This is a genomic window from Streptomyces sp. NPDC101178 (assembly GCF_044767965.1).
Taxonomy (GTDB): domain Bacteria; phylum Actinomycetota; class Actinomycetes; order Streptomycetales; family Streptomycetaceae; genus Streptomyces.
This window is the reverse complement of the sequence record NZ_JBIWOZ010000004.1, coordinates 331,873-349,476: the sequence shown is the minus strand read 5'-3', so window position 1 is coordinate 349,476 and position 17,604 is coordinate 331,873. Positions and strand designations below refer to the sequence as shown.

16 protein-coding genes are annotated in these 17,604 nt (G+C 69.7%); 12 read left to right on the top strand and 4 right to left on the bottom strand.

Annotation, left to right across the window (positions count from 1 at the left end; translation table 11 throughout):
• The first annotated feature begins 82 nt into the window (after positions 1–82).
• Positions 83–349 carry a hypothetical protein gene (locus ACIRR8_RS13960; RefSeq protein ID WP_404063361.1) on the top strand — a complete coding sequence of 89 codons (267 nt, stop codon included), beginning with the start codon at positions 83–85 and terminating at the stop codon, positions 347–349.
• A 91-nt stretch (positions 350–440) separates the two neighbouring features.
• Here ACIRR8_RS13960 and trxA read toward each other — a convergent pair whose 3' ends face one another.
• Positions 441–839, bottom strand: a complete 399-nt coding sequence (gene trxA, locus ACIRR8_RS13955; protein ID WP_073876374.1) for a thioredoxin — start codon at positions 837–839, stop codon at positions 441–443.
• Positions 840–954: 115 nt separating this feature from the next.
• Here trxA and ACIRR8_RS13950 point away from each other — a divergent pair, with 115 nt between their 5' ends.
• Positions 955–2,403: a dihydrolipoyl dehydrogenase family protein gene (locus ACIRR8_RS13950; RefSeq protein WP_404063358.1), complete on the top strand. Its 1,449-nt coding sequence runs from the start codon at positions 955–957 to the stop codon at positions 2,401–2,403.
• 207 nt (positions 2,404–2,610) lie between these two features.
• Here the strand turns inward: ACIRR8_RS13950 and lysA are convergent, their stop codons facing one another.
• On the bottom strand, positions 2,611–3,945 hold the full coding sequence (lysA, locus tag ACIRR8_RS13945; RefSeq protein ID WP_404063355.1) for a diaminopimelate decarboxylase: 1,335 nt from the start codon (positions 3,943–3,945) through the stop codon (positions 2,611–2,613).
• Between the two features lie 38 nt (positions 3,946–3,983).
• Positions 3,984–4,316 (bottom strand): SAV_915 family protein, encoded by a 333-nt coding sequence (locus tag ACIRR8_RS13940; RefSeq protein WP_404063353.1) that lies wholly within the window; start codon positions 4,314–4,316, stop codon positions 3,984–3,986.
• Positions 4,317–4,515: 199 nt separating this feature from the next.
• Here ACIRR8_RS13940 and ACIRR8_RS13935 point away from each other — a divergent pair, with 199 nt between their 5' ends.
• The 10 genes from ACIRR8_RS13935 to glgC all read left to right on the top strand — a co-directional run bounded on the left by ACIRR8_RS13935 (position 4,516) and on the right by glgC (position 16,083).
• Positions 4,516–5,016, top strand: a complete 501-nt coding sequence (locus ACIRR8_RS13935) for a universal stress protein (protein WP_404063350.1) — start codon at positions 4,516–4,518, stop codon at positions 5,014–5,016.
• Between the two features lie 175 nt (positions 5,017–5,191).
• Positions 5,192–5,440: a hypothetical protein gene (locus ACIRR8_RS13930; protein ID WP_404063347.1), complete on the top strand. Its 249-nt coding sequence runs from the start codon at positions 5,192–5,194 to the stop codon at positions 5,438–5,440.
• Positions 5,437–5,526: a K(+)-transporting ATPase subunit F gene (gene kdpF, locus ACIRR8_RS13925; RefSeq protein ID WP_380948735.1), complete on the top strand. Its 90-nt coding sequence runs from the start codon at positions 5,437–5,439 to the stop codon at positions 5,524–5,526. The genes ACIRR8_RS13930 and kdpF overlap by 4 nt, the downstream gene beginning before the upstream one ends.
• An 8-nt stretch (positions 5,527–5,534) precedes the next feature.
• Entirely contained in the window at positions 5,535–7,199 is a 1,665-nt protein-coding gene (gene kdpA / locus ACIRR8_RS13920) for a potassium-transporting ATPase subunit KdpA (RefSeq protein WP_404063344.1), read from the top strand.
• Positions 7,196–9,304, top strand: coding sequence for a potassium-transporting ATPase subunit KdpB (gene kdpB, locus ACIRR8_RS13915; protein ID WP_404063341.1), 2,109 nt, complete (start codon positions 7,196–7,198; stop codon positions 9,302–9,304). The genes kdpA and kdpB overlap by 4 nt, the downstream gene beginning before the upstream one ends.
• 6 nt (positions 9,305–9,310) lie before the next feature.
• Positions 9,311–9,982, top strand: coding sequence for a potassium-transporting ATPase subunit C (locus ACIRR8_RS13910; RefSeq protein WP_404063337.1), 672 nt, complete (start codon positions 9,311–9,313; stop codon positions 9,980–9,982).
• A 98-nt stretch (positions 9,983–10,080) separates the two neighbouring features.
• The gene (locus ACIRR8_RS13905) at positions 10,081–10,764 is read left to right on the top strand and encodes a response regulator (protein ID WP_404063334.1); all 684 of its coding nucleotides are present in this window, start codon (positions 10,081–10,083) and stop codon (positions 10,762–10,764) included.
• A 35-nt stretch (positions 10,765–10,799) separates the two neighbouring features.
• Positions 10,800–13,331: a DUF4118 domain-containing protein gene (locus ACIRR8_RS13900; RefSeq protein WP_404063331.1), complete on the top strand. Its 2,532-nt coding sequence runs from the start codon at positions 10,800–10,802 to the stop codon at positions 13,329–13,331.
• Positions 13,332–13,665: 334 nt separating this feature from the next.
• On the top strand, positions 13,666–14,829 hold the full coding sequence (glgA, locus tag ACIRR8_RS13895; protein ID WP_404063328.1) for a glycogen synthase: 1,164 nt from the start codon (positions 13,666–13,668) through the stop codon (positions 14,827–14,829).
• A 36-nt stretch (positions 14,830–14,865) separates the two neighbouring features.
• On the top strand, positions 14,866–16,083 hold the full coding sequence (gene glgC, locus ACIRR8_RS13890; RefSeq protein WP_404063325.1) for a glucose-1-phosphate adenylyltransferase: 1,218 nt from the start codon (positions 14,866–14,868) through the stop codon (positions 16,081–16,083).
• Here the strand turns inward: glgC and ACIRR8_RS13885 are convergent.
• Positions 16,080–17,555 (bottom strand): MFS transporter, encoded by a 1,476-nt coding sequence (locus ACIRR8_RS13885; protein ID WP_404063322.1) that lies wholly within the window; start codon positions 17,553–17,555, stop codon positions 16,080–16,082. The genes glgC and ACIRR8_RS13885 overlap by 4 nt on opposite strands.
• Positions 17,556–17,604 lie beyond the last annotated feature (49 nt).

The window sequence follows — 17,604 nt, the reverse complement described above, 5'->3', positions numbered from 1 at the left end:
GACGACATGCGCGAAGTGGCGGCGACACGCGCAGGGCGGCGACGACATGCGCGGAGTACGGCGGGTGTCTAGCGTCGGGGCCATGAGCCACCCGCAGAGTTACGAGCTCCTCCTGATCCCCGACCACAGCAGAACGCGGACCGGAGGCCCCGGCCGGCCGATCCGCTCGGCGGTCGTGGCCGCCACCGGCGAGACGGGCGCCTCGGGCTACCCCCGGTACACGGGCGAGGGCATGGAGGCGGACATCGACCCGGCGACCCGCACGGTGGAGGCGGTGCTGATCGACGGCGAGGAACTGGATCCGGGCATGTCGGTGCAGGTCGCCGAGGGAGACCGCGGGAAGAGGTGACCGGAACGGGCGGGCCGCGTCCGGGCATGGCTGAAGGGCCCCGACCGTGTGATCAGGGCCCCTCGGCCCGCGCCGTGCGCCGGTACGGCGGTTACTGGGGCTCCGGCTGTCCCTGTCCGGCCTCCGCCGCGCGCTTCTGCTCCTCGACGGACTTGCGGACCTCGTCCATGTCCAGGTTCCGGGCCTGGCCGATGACGTCCTCCAGGGCCGCCTCGGGCAGCGCGCCGGGCTGCGAGAAGACCGCGACGTTGTCCCGGACGATCATCAGCGTCGGGATGGACCGGATCTCGAAGGCGGCCGCCAGCTCCTGCTGCGCCTCCGTGTCGACCTTCGCGAAGACCAGATCGGGGTGGCGCTCGGACGCCGAGTCGTAGACCGGCGCGAACTGTCGGCAGGGGCCGCACCAGGAAGCCCAGAAGTCGATGAGGACGAAGCCGTTGTCGCTGACGACCTGATCGAAGTTTTCCTTGGTGAGCTCTACGGTGCTCATACGAGATACCTCTTCCTGTGCCCGTTCGGACCTGTCCGGCACAACGGTGACTGCACTTGCGCTATTCCGCCTGCCCCTGTGGCCGGTGGGCACACTCCCGAGGACACTGTTTCGCATGACTGATGCAGTGGATGTTTCATCGAGTTCCCCGTACGACGTTGTGGTCATCGGTGCCGGTCCGGTGGGGGAGAACGTGGCCGACCGGGCCCGCGCGGCCGGGCTGACCACGGCCGTGGTGGAGTCCGAGCTGATCGGCGGCGAATGCTCGTACTGGGCCTGCATGCCGAGCAAGGCCCTGCTGCGCCCGGTGGTCGCCCGCGCCGACGCCCGCCGCGTCCCGGGCCTGAGCGGAGCCGTACAGGGCCCTCTCGACGTTGCGGCCGTCCTCGCCCACCGCGACGGGATGACCAGCGGCTGGAAGGACGACGGCCAGGTCGCCTGGCTGGAGGGCGTCGGAGCGGACATCCACCGCGGTACGGGACGCCTCACCGGCCCCCGCGAGGTCACCGTCACGGCTCCCGACGGCACCGAACACCGGCTCACCGCCCGCCACGCCGTCGCCGTGTGCACCGGCACGAGGGCGGTCGTCCCCGACCTCCCCGGCATCGCCGAGGCCCGCCCGTGGACCAGCCGCGAGGCCACCAGCGCCAAGGAGGTGCCCGGCCGGCTCGTGGTCGTCGGCGGGGGAGTGGTCGGCGTGGAGATGGCGACCGTCTGGCAGGCGCTGGGCTCCGAGGTGACGCTCCTGATCCGCGGTGAGGGCCTGCTCCCGAAGATGGAGCCCTTCGCGGGCGAGCTGGTGGCCGAGGCGCTGGAGGAGGCCGGAGCCGCGATCCGTACCGGCGTCTCCGTCACCGCCGTCGAGCGTCCCGCACCGGACGGACCCGTCACGGTCGTCCTGGACGACGGCGGCCGGATCGAGGCCGACGAGATCCTCTTCGCCACGGGCCGGGCGCCGCGTACGGACGACCTGGGCTTGGAGACGGTCGGCCTGAAGCCCGGATCCTGGCTCACGGTGGACGACAGCTGCCGCGTCGAGGGCACGGACTGGCTGTACGCGGTCGGAGACGTCAACCACCGCGCCCTCCTCACCCACCAGGGCAAGTACCAGGCCCGCATCGCGGGCGCCGCGATCGCCGCCCGCGCCCAGCAGGACACGCCCCTGGACACGACCCCCTGGGGCCCTCACGCGGCCACCGCCGACCACGCGGCCGTCCCGCAGGTCGTCTTCACCGACCCGGAGGCCGCGTCCGTCGGCCTCACCCTCGCGGAGGCCGAACGGGCGGGCCACCGCGTCCGCGCCGTCGACCACGACCTCGCCGCCGTCGCGGGCTCCGGCCTGTACGCCGACGGCTACCGGGGCCGCGCCCGGATGATCGTGGACCTGGACCGCGAGATCCTGCTCGGCGTGACCTTCGTCGGTCCCGGCATCGGCGAACTCCTCCACTCCGCGACGGTCGCGGTGGCGGGCGAGGTCCCGATCGGCCGGCTGTGGCACGCGGTTCCGGCGTACCCGACGATCAGCGAGGTGTGGCTGCGGCTGCTGGAGACGTACCGGGGGTAGGCGCCGCCGCCGGGTAGACAGACCGGACGGCCTCACGATCCGCCGGACGTCGGGCCGGGGGTGTCTGAACAGTTCCGCGCGGGCGGGTGACGACAGGTCCTGGCGACCGAAAAGCCCTGGTAGCTCCGCTACGAGGACTCTCCGGCGCCTTGTGGCGCACCGCACCTGACGCCACCCGCCGATCCGCGCCGAATGGCCAGACACCTCCTACGCGCCGACGTCACGGCCGCGCAGGTCCTGCGGTGTCTCGCGCCGCACCAGCAGGCGTGCTGTGCCCTCGCGCACCGCGACGACCGGCGGGCGTCCGACGAGGTTGTAACCCGAGGCCATGGACAGCTGATAGGCGCCTGCCACAGGTACGGCGAGGAGATCGCCGGGGCGTACGTCGCCGGGCAGTGGCACATCGGCCGCGAGGACGTCGCCGGCTTCGCAGTGCCGGCCCACGACCGTGGCAGGCAGGGGCTCTGCGGCCGGCCGAGCGCTGATCAGGCGTGGTGCGTAGCGGGCTCCGTACAGGGCCGGCCGGGGGTTGTCGCTCATGCCGCCGTCGACGGCCACGAACAGAGTCTCCCCGGTGTGCTTGACGGCGAGGACGCGGTACAGCGCCACGCCGGCCGGACCCGCGATCGCCCGTCCCGGTTCGATGAGGAGTCCGGGCACGGGCAGTCTCGCCGCCGCGCAGCTCGCGGTGAGTTCGGCGCGCAGTCGGCGGGCCAGGGAGGTCAGGTCCAGCGCGGGGTCTCCGGGCCGGTAGGCAATGCCGTGGCCGCCGCCCATGTCGAGTTCGGCGAACGTGGTGCCGTGGCTGTTCCTGATCCGGGCCATCAGCCCCACCATCCGCCGCACGGCCACCAGGTACGGCTTGACGTCCGATATCTGGGAGCCGATGTGGCAGTGCAGGCCGGTCAGTTCGAGCTGCGACTGGCCGAGCACGCGGGCGACGGCGTGCTGAGCGGACCCGTCGGTCAGGGACAGGCCGAACTTCTGGTTGTCCGTGCCGGTCCGGATCTTCTCGTGACCGCCTGCGGAGACGCCCGGAACCACCCGGACCATGACCTTCTGCCGCCCCCTGGGCCCGACCAGCGCGGCGATCCGCGCGATCTCCGAAGGGCTGTCGACGACGATCCGGCCGACCCTGAGCCGCAGCGCGGTCTCGAGGTCGCGCGGGGACTTCGCGTTGCCGTGCAGAACCATGCGCTCGGGCGGGAATCCGGCGGCGTGGGCGAGTTCGAGTTCGCCGGCCGAGCAGACGTCCAGCCCCAGCCCTTCTTCCTCGATCCACCGGACCATGGCCCGGGAGAGGAACGCCTTGGCCGCGTACAGCACTTCGGTGTCGGGGAACGCCGCACGGTAGGTCCGGCAGCGCGTCCGCACCTCGTCCTCGTCCAGGACGTACGCGGGAGTGTCGAACCTGTCGGCGATGTCGGTGAGTCGAACCCCGCCCACGGCCAGTTGCCCGTGCGGAAGGCGGGTGGTGGAGGCGGGCCAGACGGAGAGGTCGTCCAGGCCGGCGGTGAGCTCGGTGAGAGGGGGAGCGGACATGGGGGCATCTCCTCGGGGGCTGGGAGGCAGCGGGCGGGTCACGGTGTGGCGACGGTCGCGTCGGCAGGCACCGGCTCCGCGGTGACGGCAGGCGCGGAGAGGGGCGGGTCGAGCACGAGCCGGCTGATGCCCAGAGGTGATGCGAGGGAACGCAGGGCGGACTCGGCGAGCTTGATGGAGGGCTGACCGGCGCCGAGTGTCCGGGACAGCAGGTCGCGGTCGGTGAAGGCGACTGCGGTGCGCTCGCCCAGAGGGGTGCGGAAGGCGCGCAGTACGAAGCCTGCCGCTACCCGGTGGACGGGCACGTGGAGGAGCCCGGCCGGGTCCTGTTCGTCGGGGTCGGGGTCGTCGTCGTACAGGAAGAGGCACATGGGTTTCCTCCGGGGAAGTCGCGGCCGGCGCTCTCGCCGACGCATGACGTCGAAGCTATGCCCGTCCTCTCCGCGAAAGCTCTAACACCTGACGGAACCTTGATGGCTTACGCCCAGTTCATATGGATCGCTGACGCTGGAAGCCCTCTGGCCGCTCTTCAATGGAGGTCCGAGACAGGACGAGCCAGGAGGGCACCCGGTGCGCCGGAGGATCGTGGTGGGCGTGAGCGGATCGCTGGGGAGCTTGACGGCTCTGCACCAGGCGGCGTCGGAGGCGAGGGAGCGCCGTGCGGAGCTGCACGCCGTACTGGCCTGGCAGCTGCCTGGAGGAGGGCTCGGCAGCCGCACCACCCTCGGCGCCGATACGTTCAGGGAATGCCGTGCGGCGGCGCGGGAGGAGTTGTGCGCAGCCCTGGATCTGGCATTCGCCGTCAGGAGACCGGGAGTCACCCTGTCCGGATACACGGTGCGCGGCGAGCCGGGAGCCGTGCTCGTCGACGCGGTCCGGTCGGCCGACGATCTCCTGGTCGTCGGCACGGGACCACGAGGCCGATGGTTTCCCGGGCTACGGGCAACGGTGGCCCGGTACTGCCTGACCCACGCGCCGTGCCCGGTGCTCGCTGTCCCTCCCCACCCCCTCGAAATCGAACTCGCCGCGGCACGCCGCACGGCCTGGCACCTGCCGCTCACGGCGCGGTAGCGGGGACCGGAACGGTGAGCGCTGCACACTCGCCCCGTCCCGCCCTGGTCGACAGAGGCAGTGCAGATGGCCATGGAGAGCGCCGCCGGGCTGTGATCGTCGCCCGGTGCCGCTCTCACCTCGACTCGTGCACACGAATCAGCAGCGAGCATCATCACCGTGTGTGAGATGTCGGATGCCCTTCGTGGTGCGGAGTGGCCGCCCGCGTCAGGTTGACGTCAAGGAATTCACGCTCCTCGTATGGACCTCGTCAAAGTGGCTTACCGCCCGGGTGAAGTCGAGGTTTGCTCGTATCGGCCAGACGGCCGATTCCTTTCCTCACGTCAATCAGGAGTTCGCGATGGCCGACATGGCCTTCGTCGTCACCACGGTCGCGGTATTCGCGCTGGTGGCTCTCATCGCCCGGGGGGTGACCAAGCTGTGACCGTCGAGAACGTCGTCGGCCTCATCGTGGCCGTTTCCCTTCTGGGATATCTCGTTCTGGCTCTCCTTTACCCGGAGAGGTTCTGATTACGGATATGAGTCCCCAGATCGCTGGTCTGCTCCAGCTCACAGCCCTGATCGCCGCCCTTGCTCTGGCCTACCGTCCGCTGGGCGATCACATGGCCAAGGTCTATTCCTCCGAGAAGCACTACACACCGGAGAAATGGATATACAAGGTCATCGGCGCCAATCCGGCCGCCGAAATGCGCTGGCCCGCCTATCTGCGCGGAGTGCTCGCGTTCTCGGCGGTGAGTGTCCTCTTCCTGTACCTGATGCAACGGGCGCAGGGCTCGCTGCCCGGTTCGCTCGGCTTCTCCTCGATCGACCCGGACCAGGCGTTCAACACCGCCGCTTCCTTCGTCGCCAACACCAACTGGCAGTCCTACTACGGCGAACAGGCCATGGGCCACGTCGTCCAGACCGGCGGCCTGGCGGTGCAGAACTTCCTGTCCGCCGCCGTCGGCATGGCGGTGGCCGTCGCGCTCGTACGGGGGTTCTCCCGGTCCCGTACCGGTGACCTCGGCAACTTCTGGGCCGACCTGGTGCGCGGCACCGTCCGTATCCTGCTCCCGATCTCGGTGATCGGTGCGATCGTCCTGGTCGCCTGCGGGGCGATCCAGAACTTCTCGGGCATCCACCAGGTCGGCCAGTTCATGGGCGGAACGCAGGAATGGAACGGCGGGGCGGTCGCCTCGCAGGAGGCCATCAAGGAGCTGGGCACCAACGGCGGCGGTTACTTCAACGCCAACTCCGCCCACCCCTTCGAGAACCCCACCCCGCTCTCCAACCTCTTCGAGATCTTCCTCATCCTGCTGATCCCGTTCGCGCTGACCCGGACCTTCGGCCGGATGGTCGGTTCGCTGAAGCAGGGGTACGCGATCCTCGGCGCGATGGCCGTCATCTGGATCGGCTTCACGGCCCTGATGATGTGGACCGAATTCGCCCACCGAGGGCCCGCGTTCGAGATCGCGGGAGGCGCCATGGAGGGCAAGGAGACCCGCTTCGGCATCGCCGGCTCGTCGATCTTCGCGGTCGCCACGACGCTGACCTCGACCGGAGCGGTGAACTCCTTCCACTCCTCGTACACCGGGTTCGGCGGCGGCATCACCATGCTGGGCATGCAACTCGGCGAGATCGCTCCCGGCGGGGTCGGCTCCGGCCTCTACGGCATGCTGATCATGGCGATCATCGCGGTGTTCATCGCCGGTCTCATGGTCGGCCGCACCCCCGAATACCTCGGCAAGAAGATCGGCACCCGGCAGATCAAGTACGCCGCCTGCTACATCCTCATCACCCCGGCGCTCGTGCTCGGCTTCACCGCCGTCGCCATGGCCCTGCCCACACCCGGCGACTCGATGACCAACTCCGGCGCGCACGGCTTCTCCGAGATCCTGTACGCCTACACATCCGGTGCCAACAACAACGGCTCCGCCTTCGCCGGGCTCAACGCCGACACCCAGTGGTTCAACAGCACCATCGGCATCGCGATGCTGCTCGGCCGCTTCCTGCCCATGGTCTTCGTCCTGGCCCTGGCCGGCTCGCTCGCCGAGCAGAAGCCGGTGCCCGAGACCGCGGGCACCCTGCGCACCGACAAGCCGCTCTACGCGGGACTGCTCGTCGGCGCGATCCTCATCATCACCGGACTCACCTACTTCCCGGCCCTGGCGCTGGGCCCGCTTGCCGAAGGGCTCGCCTCATGAGCACCGCCACTCCCACCCGCGCTCCCCACGGGGACATCCCGCCGGCCGACGGCCACGGGGCCGCCAACCGTGTCGGCAGCGGTCTGTTCGACCCGAAGCAGCTGCTGAAGTCGTTCCCGGACGCGCTGCGCAAGCTCGACCCCCGCGTGATGATCAAGTCGCCTGTGATGTTCGTCGTCCTGGCCGGTTCGGTAGTCACCACCGTGCTCGCGATCACGGACCCGACCGACTGGTTCGGCTGGGCCATCACCGCCTGGCTCTGGCTCACCACGGTCTTCGCCAACCTGGCGGAGGCCGTGGCGGAAGGCCGGGGCAAGGCCCAGGCCGACACCCTGCGGCAGGCCAGGACCGGCACCGTCGCCCGTCGCGTCATCGGTCCGGACGAGGAGCGGGTCGCGGGGACCGAGCTGCGCATCGGGGACCTGGTGGTCTGCGAGGCCGGCGACGTCATCCCGGGCGATGGAGATGTGGTCGAGGGCGTCGCCTCCGTGGACGAGTCCGCGATCACTGGCGAATCGGCTCCGGTCATCAGGGAATCCGGCGGCGACCGCAGTGCGGTGACCGGCGGTACGAAGGTGCTCTCCGACCGCGTCGTCATCAAGATCACCACCAAGCCGGGGGAGACCTTCATCGACCGGATGATCAACCTGGTCGAGGGCGCCGCCCGGCAGAAGACGCCCAACGAGATCGCCCTGAACATCCTGCTGGCGTCCCTCACCATCGTCTTCCTGCTCGCGGTGGTCACCCTGAAGCCCTTCGCGATCTACGCGGGCGCCGACGACCAGACCTCACTCATCGTCCTCGCGGCGCTGCTCGTCTGCCTGATCCCCACCACGATCGGCGCCCTGCTGTCCGCGATCGGTATCGCCGGCATGGACCGCCTCGTCCAGCGCAACGTCCTGGCCATGTCCGGGCGCGCTGTCGAAGCCGCCGGCGACGTCTCCACGCTGCTCCTCGACAAGACCGGCACCATCACCCTCGGCAACCGGCAGGCAGCCGAGTTCCTGTCGCTCAAAAGCGTGAAGGAAACCGAACTCGCCGACGCCGCCCAGCTCTCCTCGATCGCCGACGAGACCCCCGAAGGCCGGTCGATCGTCGTGCTGGCCAAGGAGAGGTACGGGCTGCGGGAGCGGGACCAGGGCGAGCTGACCGGCGCCGCATGGGTCGCGTTCACCGCGCAGACCCGGATGTCGGGCGTCGACCTGGACGGGCGCAAGGTCCGCAAGGGCGCGACCGGTTCCGTCGTGGCGTGGGTGAAGGAGCGGGGCGGGAGTGTCCCCGAGGACGCGCATGCGCTCACGGACCGGATCGCCCAGGCTGGTGGTACGCCGCTGCTGGTGGCCGCGGAGGATGCTCGCGGCGCGCGCGTCCTCGGCGTCATCCACCTCAAGGACGTGGTGAAGGAGGGCATGCGGGAGCGGTTCGACGAGCTGCGCCGCATGGGCATCCGTACGGTCATGATCACGGGTGACAACCCGCTGACCGCGAAGGCGATCGCCGAGGAGGCCGGGGTCGACGACTTCCTGGCCGAGGCGACACCCGAGGACAAGATGGCGCTCATCAAACGGGAACAGGCCGGCGGAAAGCTCGTCGCGATGACCGGCGACGGCACCAACGACGCCCCCGCCCTCGCGCAGGCCGACGTCGGCGTCGCGATGAACACCGGCACCTCCGCCGCCAAGGAGGCCGGGAACATGGTCGACCTCGACTCCAACCCCACCAAACTCATCGAGATCGTCGAGATCGGCAAACAACTCCTCATCACCCGAGGCGCGTTGACCACCTTCTCCATCGCCAACGACGTCGCGAAGTACTTCGCGATCATCCCCGCCATGTTCGCCGTGGCGTACCCGTCGCTGGACAGGCTCAACATCATGGGGCTCGCCTCGCCCGAGTCCGCGATCCTCTCGGCGGTCATCTTCAACGCGCTGATCATCGTGGCCCTGGTGCCCCTCGCCCTCAAGGGCGTCAGCTACCGGCCCGCCAGTGCCGACACGATGCTGCGCCGCAACCTCGCCGTCTACGGACTCGGCGGCATCGTCGCCCCGTTCATCGGCATCAAGCTCATCGACCTGCTCCTCTCCCTCATCCCCGGAATCGGCTGATCCGCCATGACCGACAACACCGTCAGCAGCACCGCGCGCCTACTCGGGGCCGGGCTCCGCGCCCTGCTCGTCCTGACTCTGGTCTGCGGAGTGATCTACCCGCTCGCCGTCACCGGAGTCGCCCAGGCCCTGTTCGACGACAAGGCCGACGGCTCCGAGATCAAGGACAAGGGAGGTCAGGTCGTCGGCTCTTCCCTCATCGGCCAGCGTTACGACCTTCCGCTCAAGGAGGGCGAGCGATCTCCCGCCCCGGACCTGAAGTGGTTCCAGCCCCGCCCCTCCAACGGCCTCGGCAGCAACAGCGTCAACACCCAGTACTCCCTCATCCTCTCCGGCGCCACCAACCGCTCCGGTGACAACGAGGAACTGGTCCGGTGGGTGAAGGACGCCAGGGTGGCCGTGGTCAGGGACAACTCGACCGCGACCTACAAGGTGAAGCCCGCGGACGTACCGGCCGACGCCGTCACCTCCTCCGGCTCCGGCCTGGACCCGGACATCTCGCCCGCCTACGCGAGGCTTCAGGTCCACCGGGTCGCCGAGAGGAACGGCCTTGACGTCGACAGGGTCGAGGACCTCGTCCGGGACCACACCACCGGTCGGCTTCTCGGTTTCATGGGGGAGCCCCGCGTGAACGTCCTCGAACTGAACACCGCGCTCAGGAACCTGACCCAGGACTGATGGATCTCAGCCCAGGGACCGGAAGCCGGTGGGACACGGAAGCGCCGTGTCCCACCGGCTCCTCAGCCGCCCGCTACCAAGGAGAGAGTGCACAGTCCATGCCCCGGGTGCTCGTGGTGGAAGATGATTCACAGCTGGTCCGCGCCCTCACGATCAATCTGCAGGCGCGTAGGTACGTCGTCGAGTCCGCCGCCGACGGTGATACGGCGCTACGGCTCGCCGCCGCCCACAAGCCCGATGCCGTCCTGCTCGACCTCGGGCTACCGGACATGGACGGTGTCGAGGTCGTCAAGGCGATCCGTGTGTGGAGCCGGATGCCGATCCTGGTGCTGTCCGCCCGTCACCTGTCCGAGGACAAAGTCCGCGCCCTGGACGCGGGCGCGGACGATTACGTCACGAAGCCGTTCAGCATGGACGAGTTGCTGGCCCGGCTGCGCGCAGCGACCCGGCGACGCCGGGAGATCACTGAGGAGGAAGGGCGGACCGTCGTCATCACGGACCAGTTCACCATCGACCTGGTGGCGAAGAAGGTGCAGCGCGGAGACGACACCGTCCGGCTGACACCGACCGAGTGGCATCTGCTCGAAATGCTGGTCAGCAGCCCCGGCCGCCTGGTGTCACAGCGGTTGCTCCTACGGGAGGTGTGGGGCCCCACATATACGGAGAACACCAACTACCTGCGGGTCTACATGGCTCAGCTGCGGCGCAAACTCGAAGCCGACCCCGCCCACCCTCGGTACCTGATCACCGAGGCGGGCATGGGCTACCGCTTCGAACCCTGAGACCCGCATCCACCACGGAAGAACGAGAAGTCATCATGGGACGCGGAAAGCTGCGGATCTACCTGGGAGCGGCGCCAGGTGTCGGAAAGACGTACGCGATGCTCTCCGAGGCGCATCGCAGGGTCGAGCGCGGCACCGACGCGGTCGTCGGGTTCGTGGAGCACCACGACCGGCCGCGCACCGAGGTGATGCTGCACGGCCTGGAGCTCGTTGCGCGCCGTGAGCTGGAGTACCGGGGCGCCACGTTCACCGAGATGGATGTCGACGCCGTCCTGGAGCGCGCCCCGGCCGTCGTCCTGGTGGACGAGCTGGCTCACACCAACGTGCCCGGCTCCCGCAACAGCAAGCGCTGGCAGGATGTCGAGGAGCTCCTCAAAGCCGGGATCGACGTCATATCGACGGTCAACATCCAGCACCTGGAGTCGCTGGGTGATGTGGTGGAGTCGATCACCGGGGTGCGTCAGCGGGAGACCGTCCCGGACGAGGTGGTGCGCCGGGCCGACCAGATCGAGCTGGTCGACATGTCGCCCCAGGCGCTGCGCCGCCGGATGGCGCACGGCAACATCTACCGTCCGGACAAGATGGACGCGGCGCTCGCGAACTACTTCCGGCCCGGCAATCTGACCGCGCTGCGCGAGCTGGCCCTGCTGTGGACGGCGGACCGGGTGGACGAGTACCTCCAGCAGTACCGGGGCGAGCACGACATCCGCACCACCTGGCAGGCCCGCGAACGCATCGTCGTCGGCCTCACCGGCGGGCCCGAGGGACGCACCCTCATCCGGCGTGCCGCCCGCCTCGCGGAGAAGGGCGCCGGCGGCGAGGTGCTGGCGGTCTACATCGCCGCGAGCGACGGGCTGAAAGCGGTGTCGCCCAAGGAACTGGCGGTCCAGCGGACCCTGGTCGAGGACCTCGGCGGCACCTTTCATCACGTGATAGGGGACGATGTCCCCTCGGCTCTGCTGGAGTTCGCCCGAGGGGTCAACGCCACCCAGATCGTGCTGGGCGTCAGCCGCCGCCGCACCTGGCAGTACATGCTCGGCCCCGGCGTCAGCGCCACCGTCGCCCGTGAGTCCGGCCCCGACCTCGATGTCCACATGGTCACCCACGACAACGTCGCCAAGGGCCGCGGGCTCCCGGTCGCCCGCGGCGCACGGCTGGGCAGGGCGCGGATCATCTGGGGCTGGCTCGCCGGCATCGCCGGACCTGCCCTCCTCACCCTGCTGCTCAGCACCGTCGTTCCCGACATCGGGCTCGCCAACGACATGCTGCTCTTCCTCACCGCCACCGTCGCGGCAGCTCTCCTCGGCGGCATGCTCCCGGCCCTCGCGTCAGCGGCCTTCGGGTCCCTGTTGCTGAACTACTTCTTCACCACACCGCTTCACCGGTTCACTGTCTCCGACCCCAAGAACATCGTCGCTATCGTGATCTTCGTCGGTGTGGCGGTGTCCGTCGCCTCCGTCGTCGACCTGGCGGCCCGCCGCACCCACCAGGCGGCCCGACTGCGCGCCGAGTCGGAGATCCTCTCCTTCCTGGCCGGCAGCATCCTGCGCGGTGAGCACTCCCTCGACGCTCTGCTGGAGCGGCTCCGGGAAACCTTCACCATGGACTCCGTCGCCCTCCTGGAGCGAACCAGCGAGGTCGAGCCCTGGAGCTGCACGGCTGCCGTCGGCGCCCGCCCCGTCGGACGTCCCGAGGACGCCGACGTCGACATCCCCGTGGGGGAGAACCTGGCCCTTGTCCTGAGCGGCCGGGCCCTGCCCGCGGAGGACCGCCGGGTCCTCGGTGCCTTCGCCGCCCAGGCGGCCGTGGCACTGGACCGTCAGCGTTTGGTCGATCAGGCGGAGGAGGCACGGAAGCTTGCCGAGAGCGATCGCTTCCGCACCGCTCTCCTCGCCGCGGTCAGTCATGACCTCCGCACGCCCCTGGCGGGGATCAAGGCATCGGTCACCTCGCTGCGCTCCCAGGACGTCCACTGGTCAAAGACCGATCGCGAGGCTCTCCTCGAAGGCATCGAGGACGGGGCCGACCGGCTTTCCGCGTTGATCGGCAACCTCCTGGACATGTCCCGCCTCAACACGGGCACCGTCGTCCCGATGATCCGGGAGACGGACCTGGACGAAGTCGTCCCCATGGCACTGGGCGGCGTCCCGGACGGCAGCGTGGAGCTGGACATCCCGGAAACCCTGCCCATGGTGGCCGTCGACCGCGGCCTCCTGGAGCGGGTGGTCGCCAACATCGTCGAGAACGCCGTCAAGTACAGCCCTGAAGGCCGTCCGGTGCTCGTCTCGGCCAGCAGTCTGCGCGACCGGGTCGAACTCCGCGTCGTCGACCGCGGTCCCGGCGTCCCCGACGCGGCGAAAGAGCACATCTTCGAGCCGTTCCAACGTCTCGGTGACGCCCCGCGAGGTGCTGGAGTCGGCCTCGGCCTTGCGGTCGCCCGCGGCTTCACCGAGGCGATCCGCGCCACCCTCACCGCCGAGGACACGCCCGGCGGCGGCCTGACCATGGTGCTCACCCTGCCCCGGACCACGGACTCGGACCCATCGGCCGGGTGGGGGAGCGCATAGACGCACGCCCGCATCCACGGCTCTCGCCGCCCTTCACAGCTTGCTCGATCCTTGGCCGCTCCGCAGTGTCAGTTCCCGTGACCGAAGGAACCCATGGCAGACGGCCGGCCCCGCGAAGACGATCTCCGCGAACACCGCGCCTCTTCCTCCTGGCGAACCACAGCCGTCACCGCGCCGACCACGGCCGATGCTGCCTGTCGCTCGGAGACTCAGCTGCGGGGTGTTCTTCGCGGCGGCTGCTCGTGTCCGGTGTGCCGCCGCGTTCTTCCCCCGTCGAGGCATGCGAGTGACCATCAAGGGCAGAAGTTCATCGTCGACATGAGGGGGAACCGGCGTGAAGGTGGGACTGCTGAGCCGCGAGTACCCGCCGGACGTCTACGGCGGTGCCGGTGTGCATGTCGAGTTCCTGGCAAGGGAGTTGCAGGCACTCACCGATCTCCAGGTCCACTCCTGGGGCGAAGGGGGATCGGACGGGCTGATCCGGCACCGGCCCGGCCGGGAGCTGGACGGTGCCAACGACGCGCTGCGCGCCTTCTCCGTGGACCTGTCCATCGCCGCCGCGCTCGAAGGCCGCGACCTCGTCCACTCGCACACCTGGTACGCCAACCTCGCGGGCCACCTCGCCGGGCTGCTCTACGGCATCCCCCATGTGATGACCGCCCACTCGCTGGAGCCCCTGCGGCCCTGGAAGGCCGAACAGCTGGGCGGCGGCTACGCGTTGTCCAGCTGGGCCGAGCGCACCGCCGTGGAGTCCGCCGACGCGGTGATCGCCGTCTCGCACGGCATGCGCGCCGACATCCTCGGCTGCTACCCGCAGCTGGATCCCGAGCGGGTCAGGGTCGTCCACAACGGCATCGACACCCGCCTGTACCGGCCCGTTCCCGGAGTCGACGTACTGCGCCGCCTGGGTGTCGACCCGGACCGCCCCTTCGTCCTGTTCGTCGGCCGCATCACGCGCCAGAAGGGTGTTCCGCACCTGCTGCGCGCCGCCCACCGCCTCGATCCCTCCGCACAACTGGTGCTCTGCGCGGGCGCGCCCGACACCCCGGAGATCGAGGCCGAGTTCCGCGAACTCGTCGGCGAACTGAAGCGCTCGCGCGACGGGGTCCACTGGATCCCGGACATGCTTCCGCGCCCCGACGTCATCCAACTCCTCAGCAGGGCAGCCGTATTCGTCTGCCCTTCGGTGTACGAGCCTTTGGGCATCGTCAATCTCGAAGCGATGGCCTGCGGCACGCCCGTGGTCGCCTCCGCGGTCGGCGGCATCCCCGAGGTCGTCGCCGACGGCGACACGGGACTCCTCGTACCGTACGAGGCCGACGAGCCGGCCCGGTTCGAGGCGGATCTCGCCGAAGCGGTCGGCCAGGTGCTCGCGGACCGTCCGGCGGCCCGGCGGATGGGCGAGGCGGGCCGTGAACGTGCGGTGCGGGAGTTCGGCTGGGACATGGTCGCCCGGCGGACTCTCGACGTGTACGAGGAGATCGTCAAAAACGTGTAGCCGGGAACGATCGGTGTTTCAGGAGGGGGAGTAGCCATGCGCGCTGGACCTTCGGTGCTCGGGATCGTCCTTGCGGGAGGAGAGGGAAAACGGCTGATGCCGCTGACGGCCGACCGGGCGAAGCCCGCGGTGACGTTCGGCGGAACCTACCGGCTGGTCGACTTCGTGCTGTCGAACCTCGTCAACGCCGACATCACGAGGATCTGCGTCCTCACGCAGTACAAGTCACACTCGCTGGACCGCCATGTGACCACCACGTGGCGGATGTCGAGCCTGCTCGGCAACTACGTCACGCCGGTCCCGGCCCAGCAGCGCCTCGGCCCGCGCTGGTATCTCGGCAGCGCCGACGCCATCCTGCAGTCGCTCAACCTCGTCCACGACGAACAGCCGGACTACATAGCGGTGTTCGGAGCCGACCACGTCTACCGCATGGACGCACGCCAGATGCTGGAGCGGCACATCGAGAGCGGCGCGGGCGTCACCGTCGCCGGCATCAAGGTGCCCCGTGCGGACGCCTCCGCCTTCGGCGTCATCACCCCGGCCTCCGACGGCTCACGCGTGGAACGCTTCCTGGAGAAGCCCTCCGACCCACCGGGCCTGCCGGACGACCCGACCAAGGTATTCGCCTCGATGGGCAACTACCTCTTCTCCACGAAGGTCCTCGTCGACGCCCTCCACCAGGACGCCGAGGACGATGACTCCGTCCACGACATGGGCGGATCCATCCTGCCCATGCTCACGGAGCGCGGGGTCGCGCACGTCTACGACTTCGACGACAACCACGTGCCGGGCGAGACCCAGCGCGAGCGCGGGTACTGGCGGGACGTGGGTTCTCTGGACAGTTACTACGAGGCCCACATGGACCTCATCTCCGAGCAGCCACTGTTCAGCCTCTACAACGATCGCTGGCCCATGTACACGCATGCGGGCCACCAGGCCCCGGCCCGGTTCGTCTCGGGAGGCATCGCCGGCGAGTCGATCGTCAGCCCCGGCTGCGTGATCCGCGGCCAGGTCACCGGGTCGGTGCTCTCGCCCGGTGTGATCGTCGAGCAGGGCGCGGTGGTCCAGGGCTCCGTGCTGCACCACGGCGTGCGCGTCGGCAGGGGAGCGGTCGTGCGCAACGCGATCCTCGACAAGAACGTCGACGTCCCGCCCGGGGCGACGATAGGCGTCAACCCCGAACGGGACCGTGAGCTCTACACCGTTTCGCGCAACGGCGTCATCGCGCTCGGCAAGGGCCGGGTGGTGTCCTAGGGGGTGGCTTCGGAGGGTGCTGCCTCCTCCACGCTGCGGGAGTCCGTGAGGCTCAGCGCACCGACCGTCGCGATCACGCCCACGGCGACGGCGAGCACGGCGTAGGCGATCCGCTCGCCGTGGAAGAAGGAGGCGACGAGGCCGCTGCTCCACACGCCGGCCGGGAGCTGGGTGGTGACCAGCGCGGCGATCAGCGTACCGACCGCGGCGGTGCCGACGCTGGTGCCGACCTCCTGCGCGGTGTCGTTGAGCGCGGTGCCCATCGAGGTGCGGTTGGCCGGCATCGCGTCGACGAGTGCGACGGCGCAGATCGTCATGACGGTCCGCAGCCCGATCGTCATGAGCACCATGCAGAGCGCGATGACGAGATAGCCGTGCTCGACACCCCAGGACAGTCCCGCCAGTGCGACGGCCAGGCAGGCCGCGCCCACCAGGCAGGCGACGCGGTGGCCGTAGCGGCGGGCCAGTCCCTCGGACACGGGCGTCGCGAGCAGCATGGTCACGATCAGCGGCAGGTTGGCGAGGCCGGCCCGGACGGGGCTCCAGCCGTACGCGTACTGGAAGTGGAGGATCAGCCCGAACATCACGCCGGCCATCGCGATGGACGTACCGATCTGCGCGACGGCGGCACCGCGGACCGTGCCGTTGGAGAACAGGCCGAGGTCCAGCATGGGGGCCGGGCTGCGGCGCTCGTGCAGGATGAAGGCGATCGCGGCGACGATCGCGCCCGTGATCGAGCCGACGGTGGGGAGGGAGGCCCAGCCGTTCTCGACGCCGCTGGTCAGCGCGTAGCAGGCGAGCCCGATGGTGGCGACGCTCAGCACGGCGCCCGGCACGTCGAGCCGGTCCCGGGTCAGGTCCTCGGGCCGGTCGGCCGAGACGCCCAGGCGGACGCCGATCCAGGCGATCACCGCGATCGGGGCGTTGACCACGAGCAGCCACTCCCAGCGCACATGGGCGAGGGCCGTGCCGCCGATCAGCGGTCCGAGGATGAAGCCGGACATGCCGACGACGATCATCACCGTCATGGCGCGCATCCGCAGCGCCTTGTCGTCGAAGAGGCGGAACACCAGCGAGTTCGTGATCGGAGCCATCGCCGCGGCGGCGATGCCGAGCAGGGCGCGCAGGGCGATGAGCTCGCCCGCGGTGGTGACCCAGATGGCGCACAGGCTCAGCGCGCCGAACACGGCAAGACCGACGAGCAGGACGCGGCGGCGGCCGAGCCGGTCGGCCATGGAACCGGCGGTGAGCAGCAGACCGCCGAAGGTCAGTGAGTACGCGCCGGTGACCCACTGCAGTGCGGTGGTCCCGCCGCCGAGGTCGCGCCCGATGGTGGGCAGCGCGATCGACAACAGGGTGTTGTCGACCATCTCGACGAAGAAGGCCAGGCAGAGAGCGGCCAGCGGGATCCACGCGGCGCGCAGGGAGGGATAGGTGCGGGAAGCGGGGGGTTTCAGTATCGCGGTCGTCATGGCGGCGCTCCTTTCCATCGAACGCCGCTCGACTATCGAACGGTGTTCC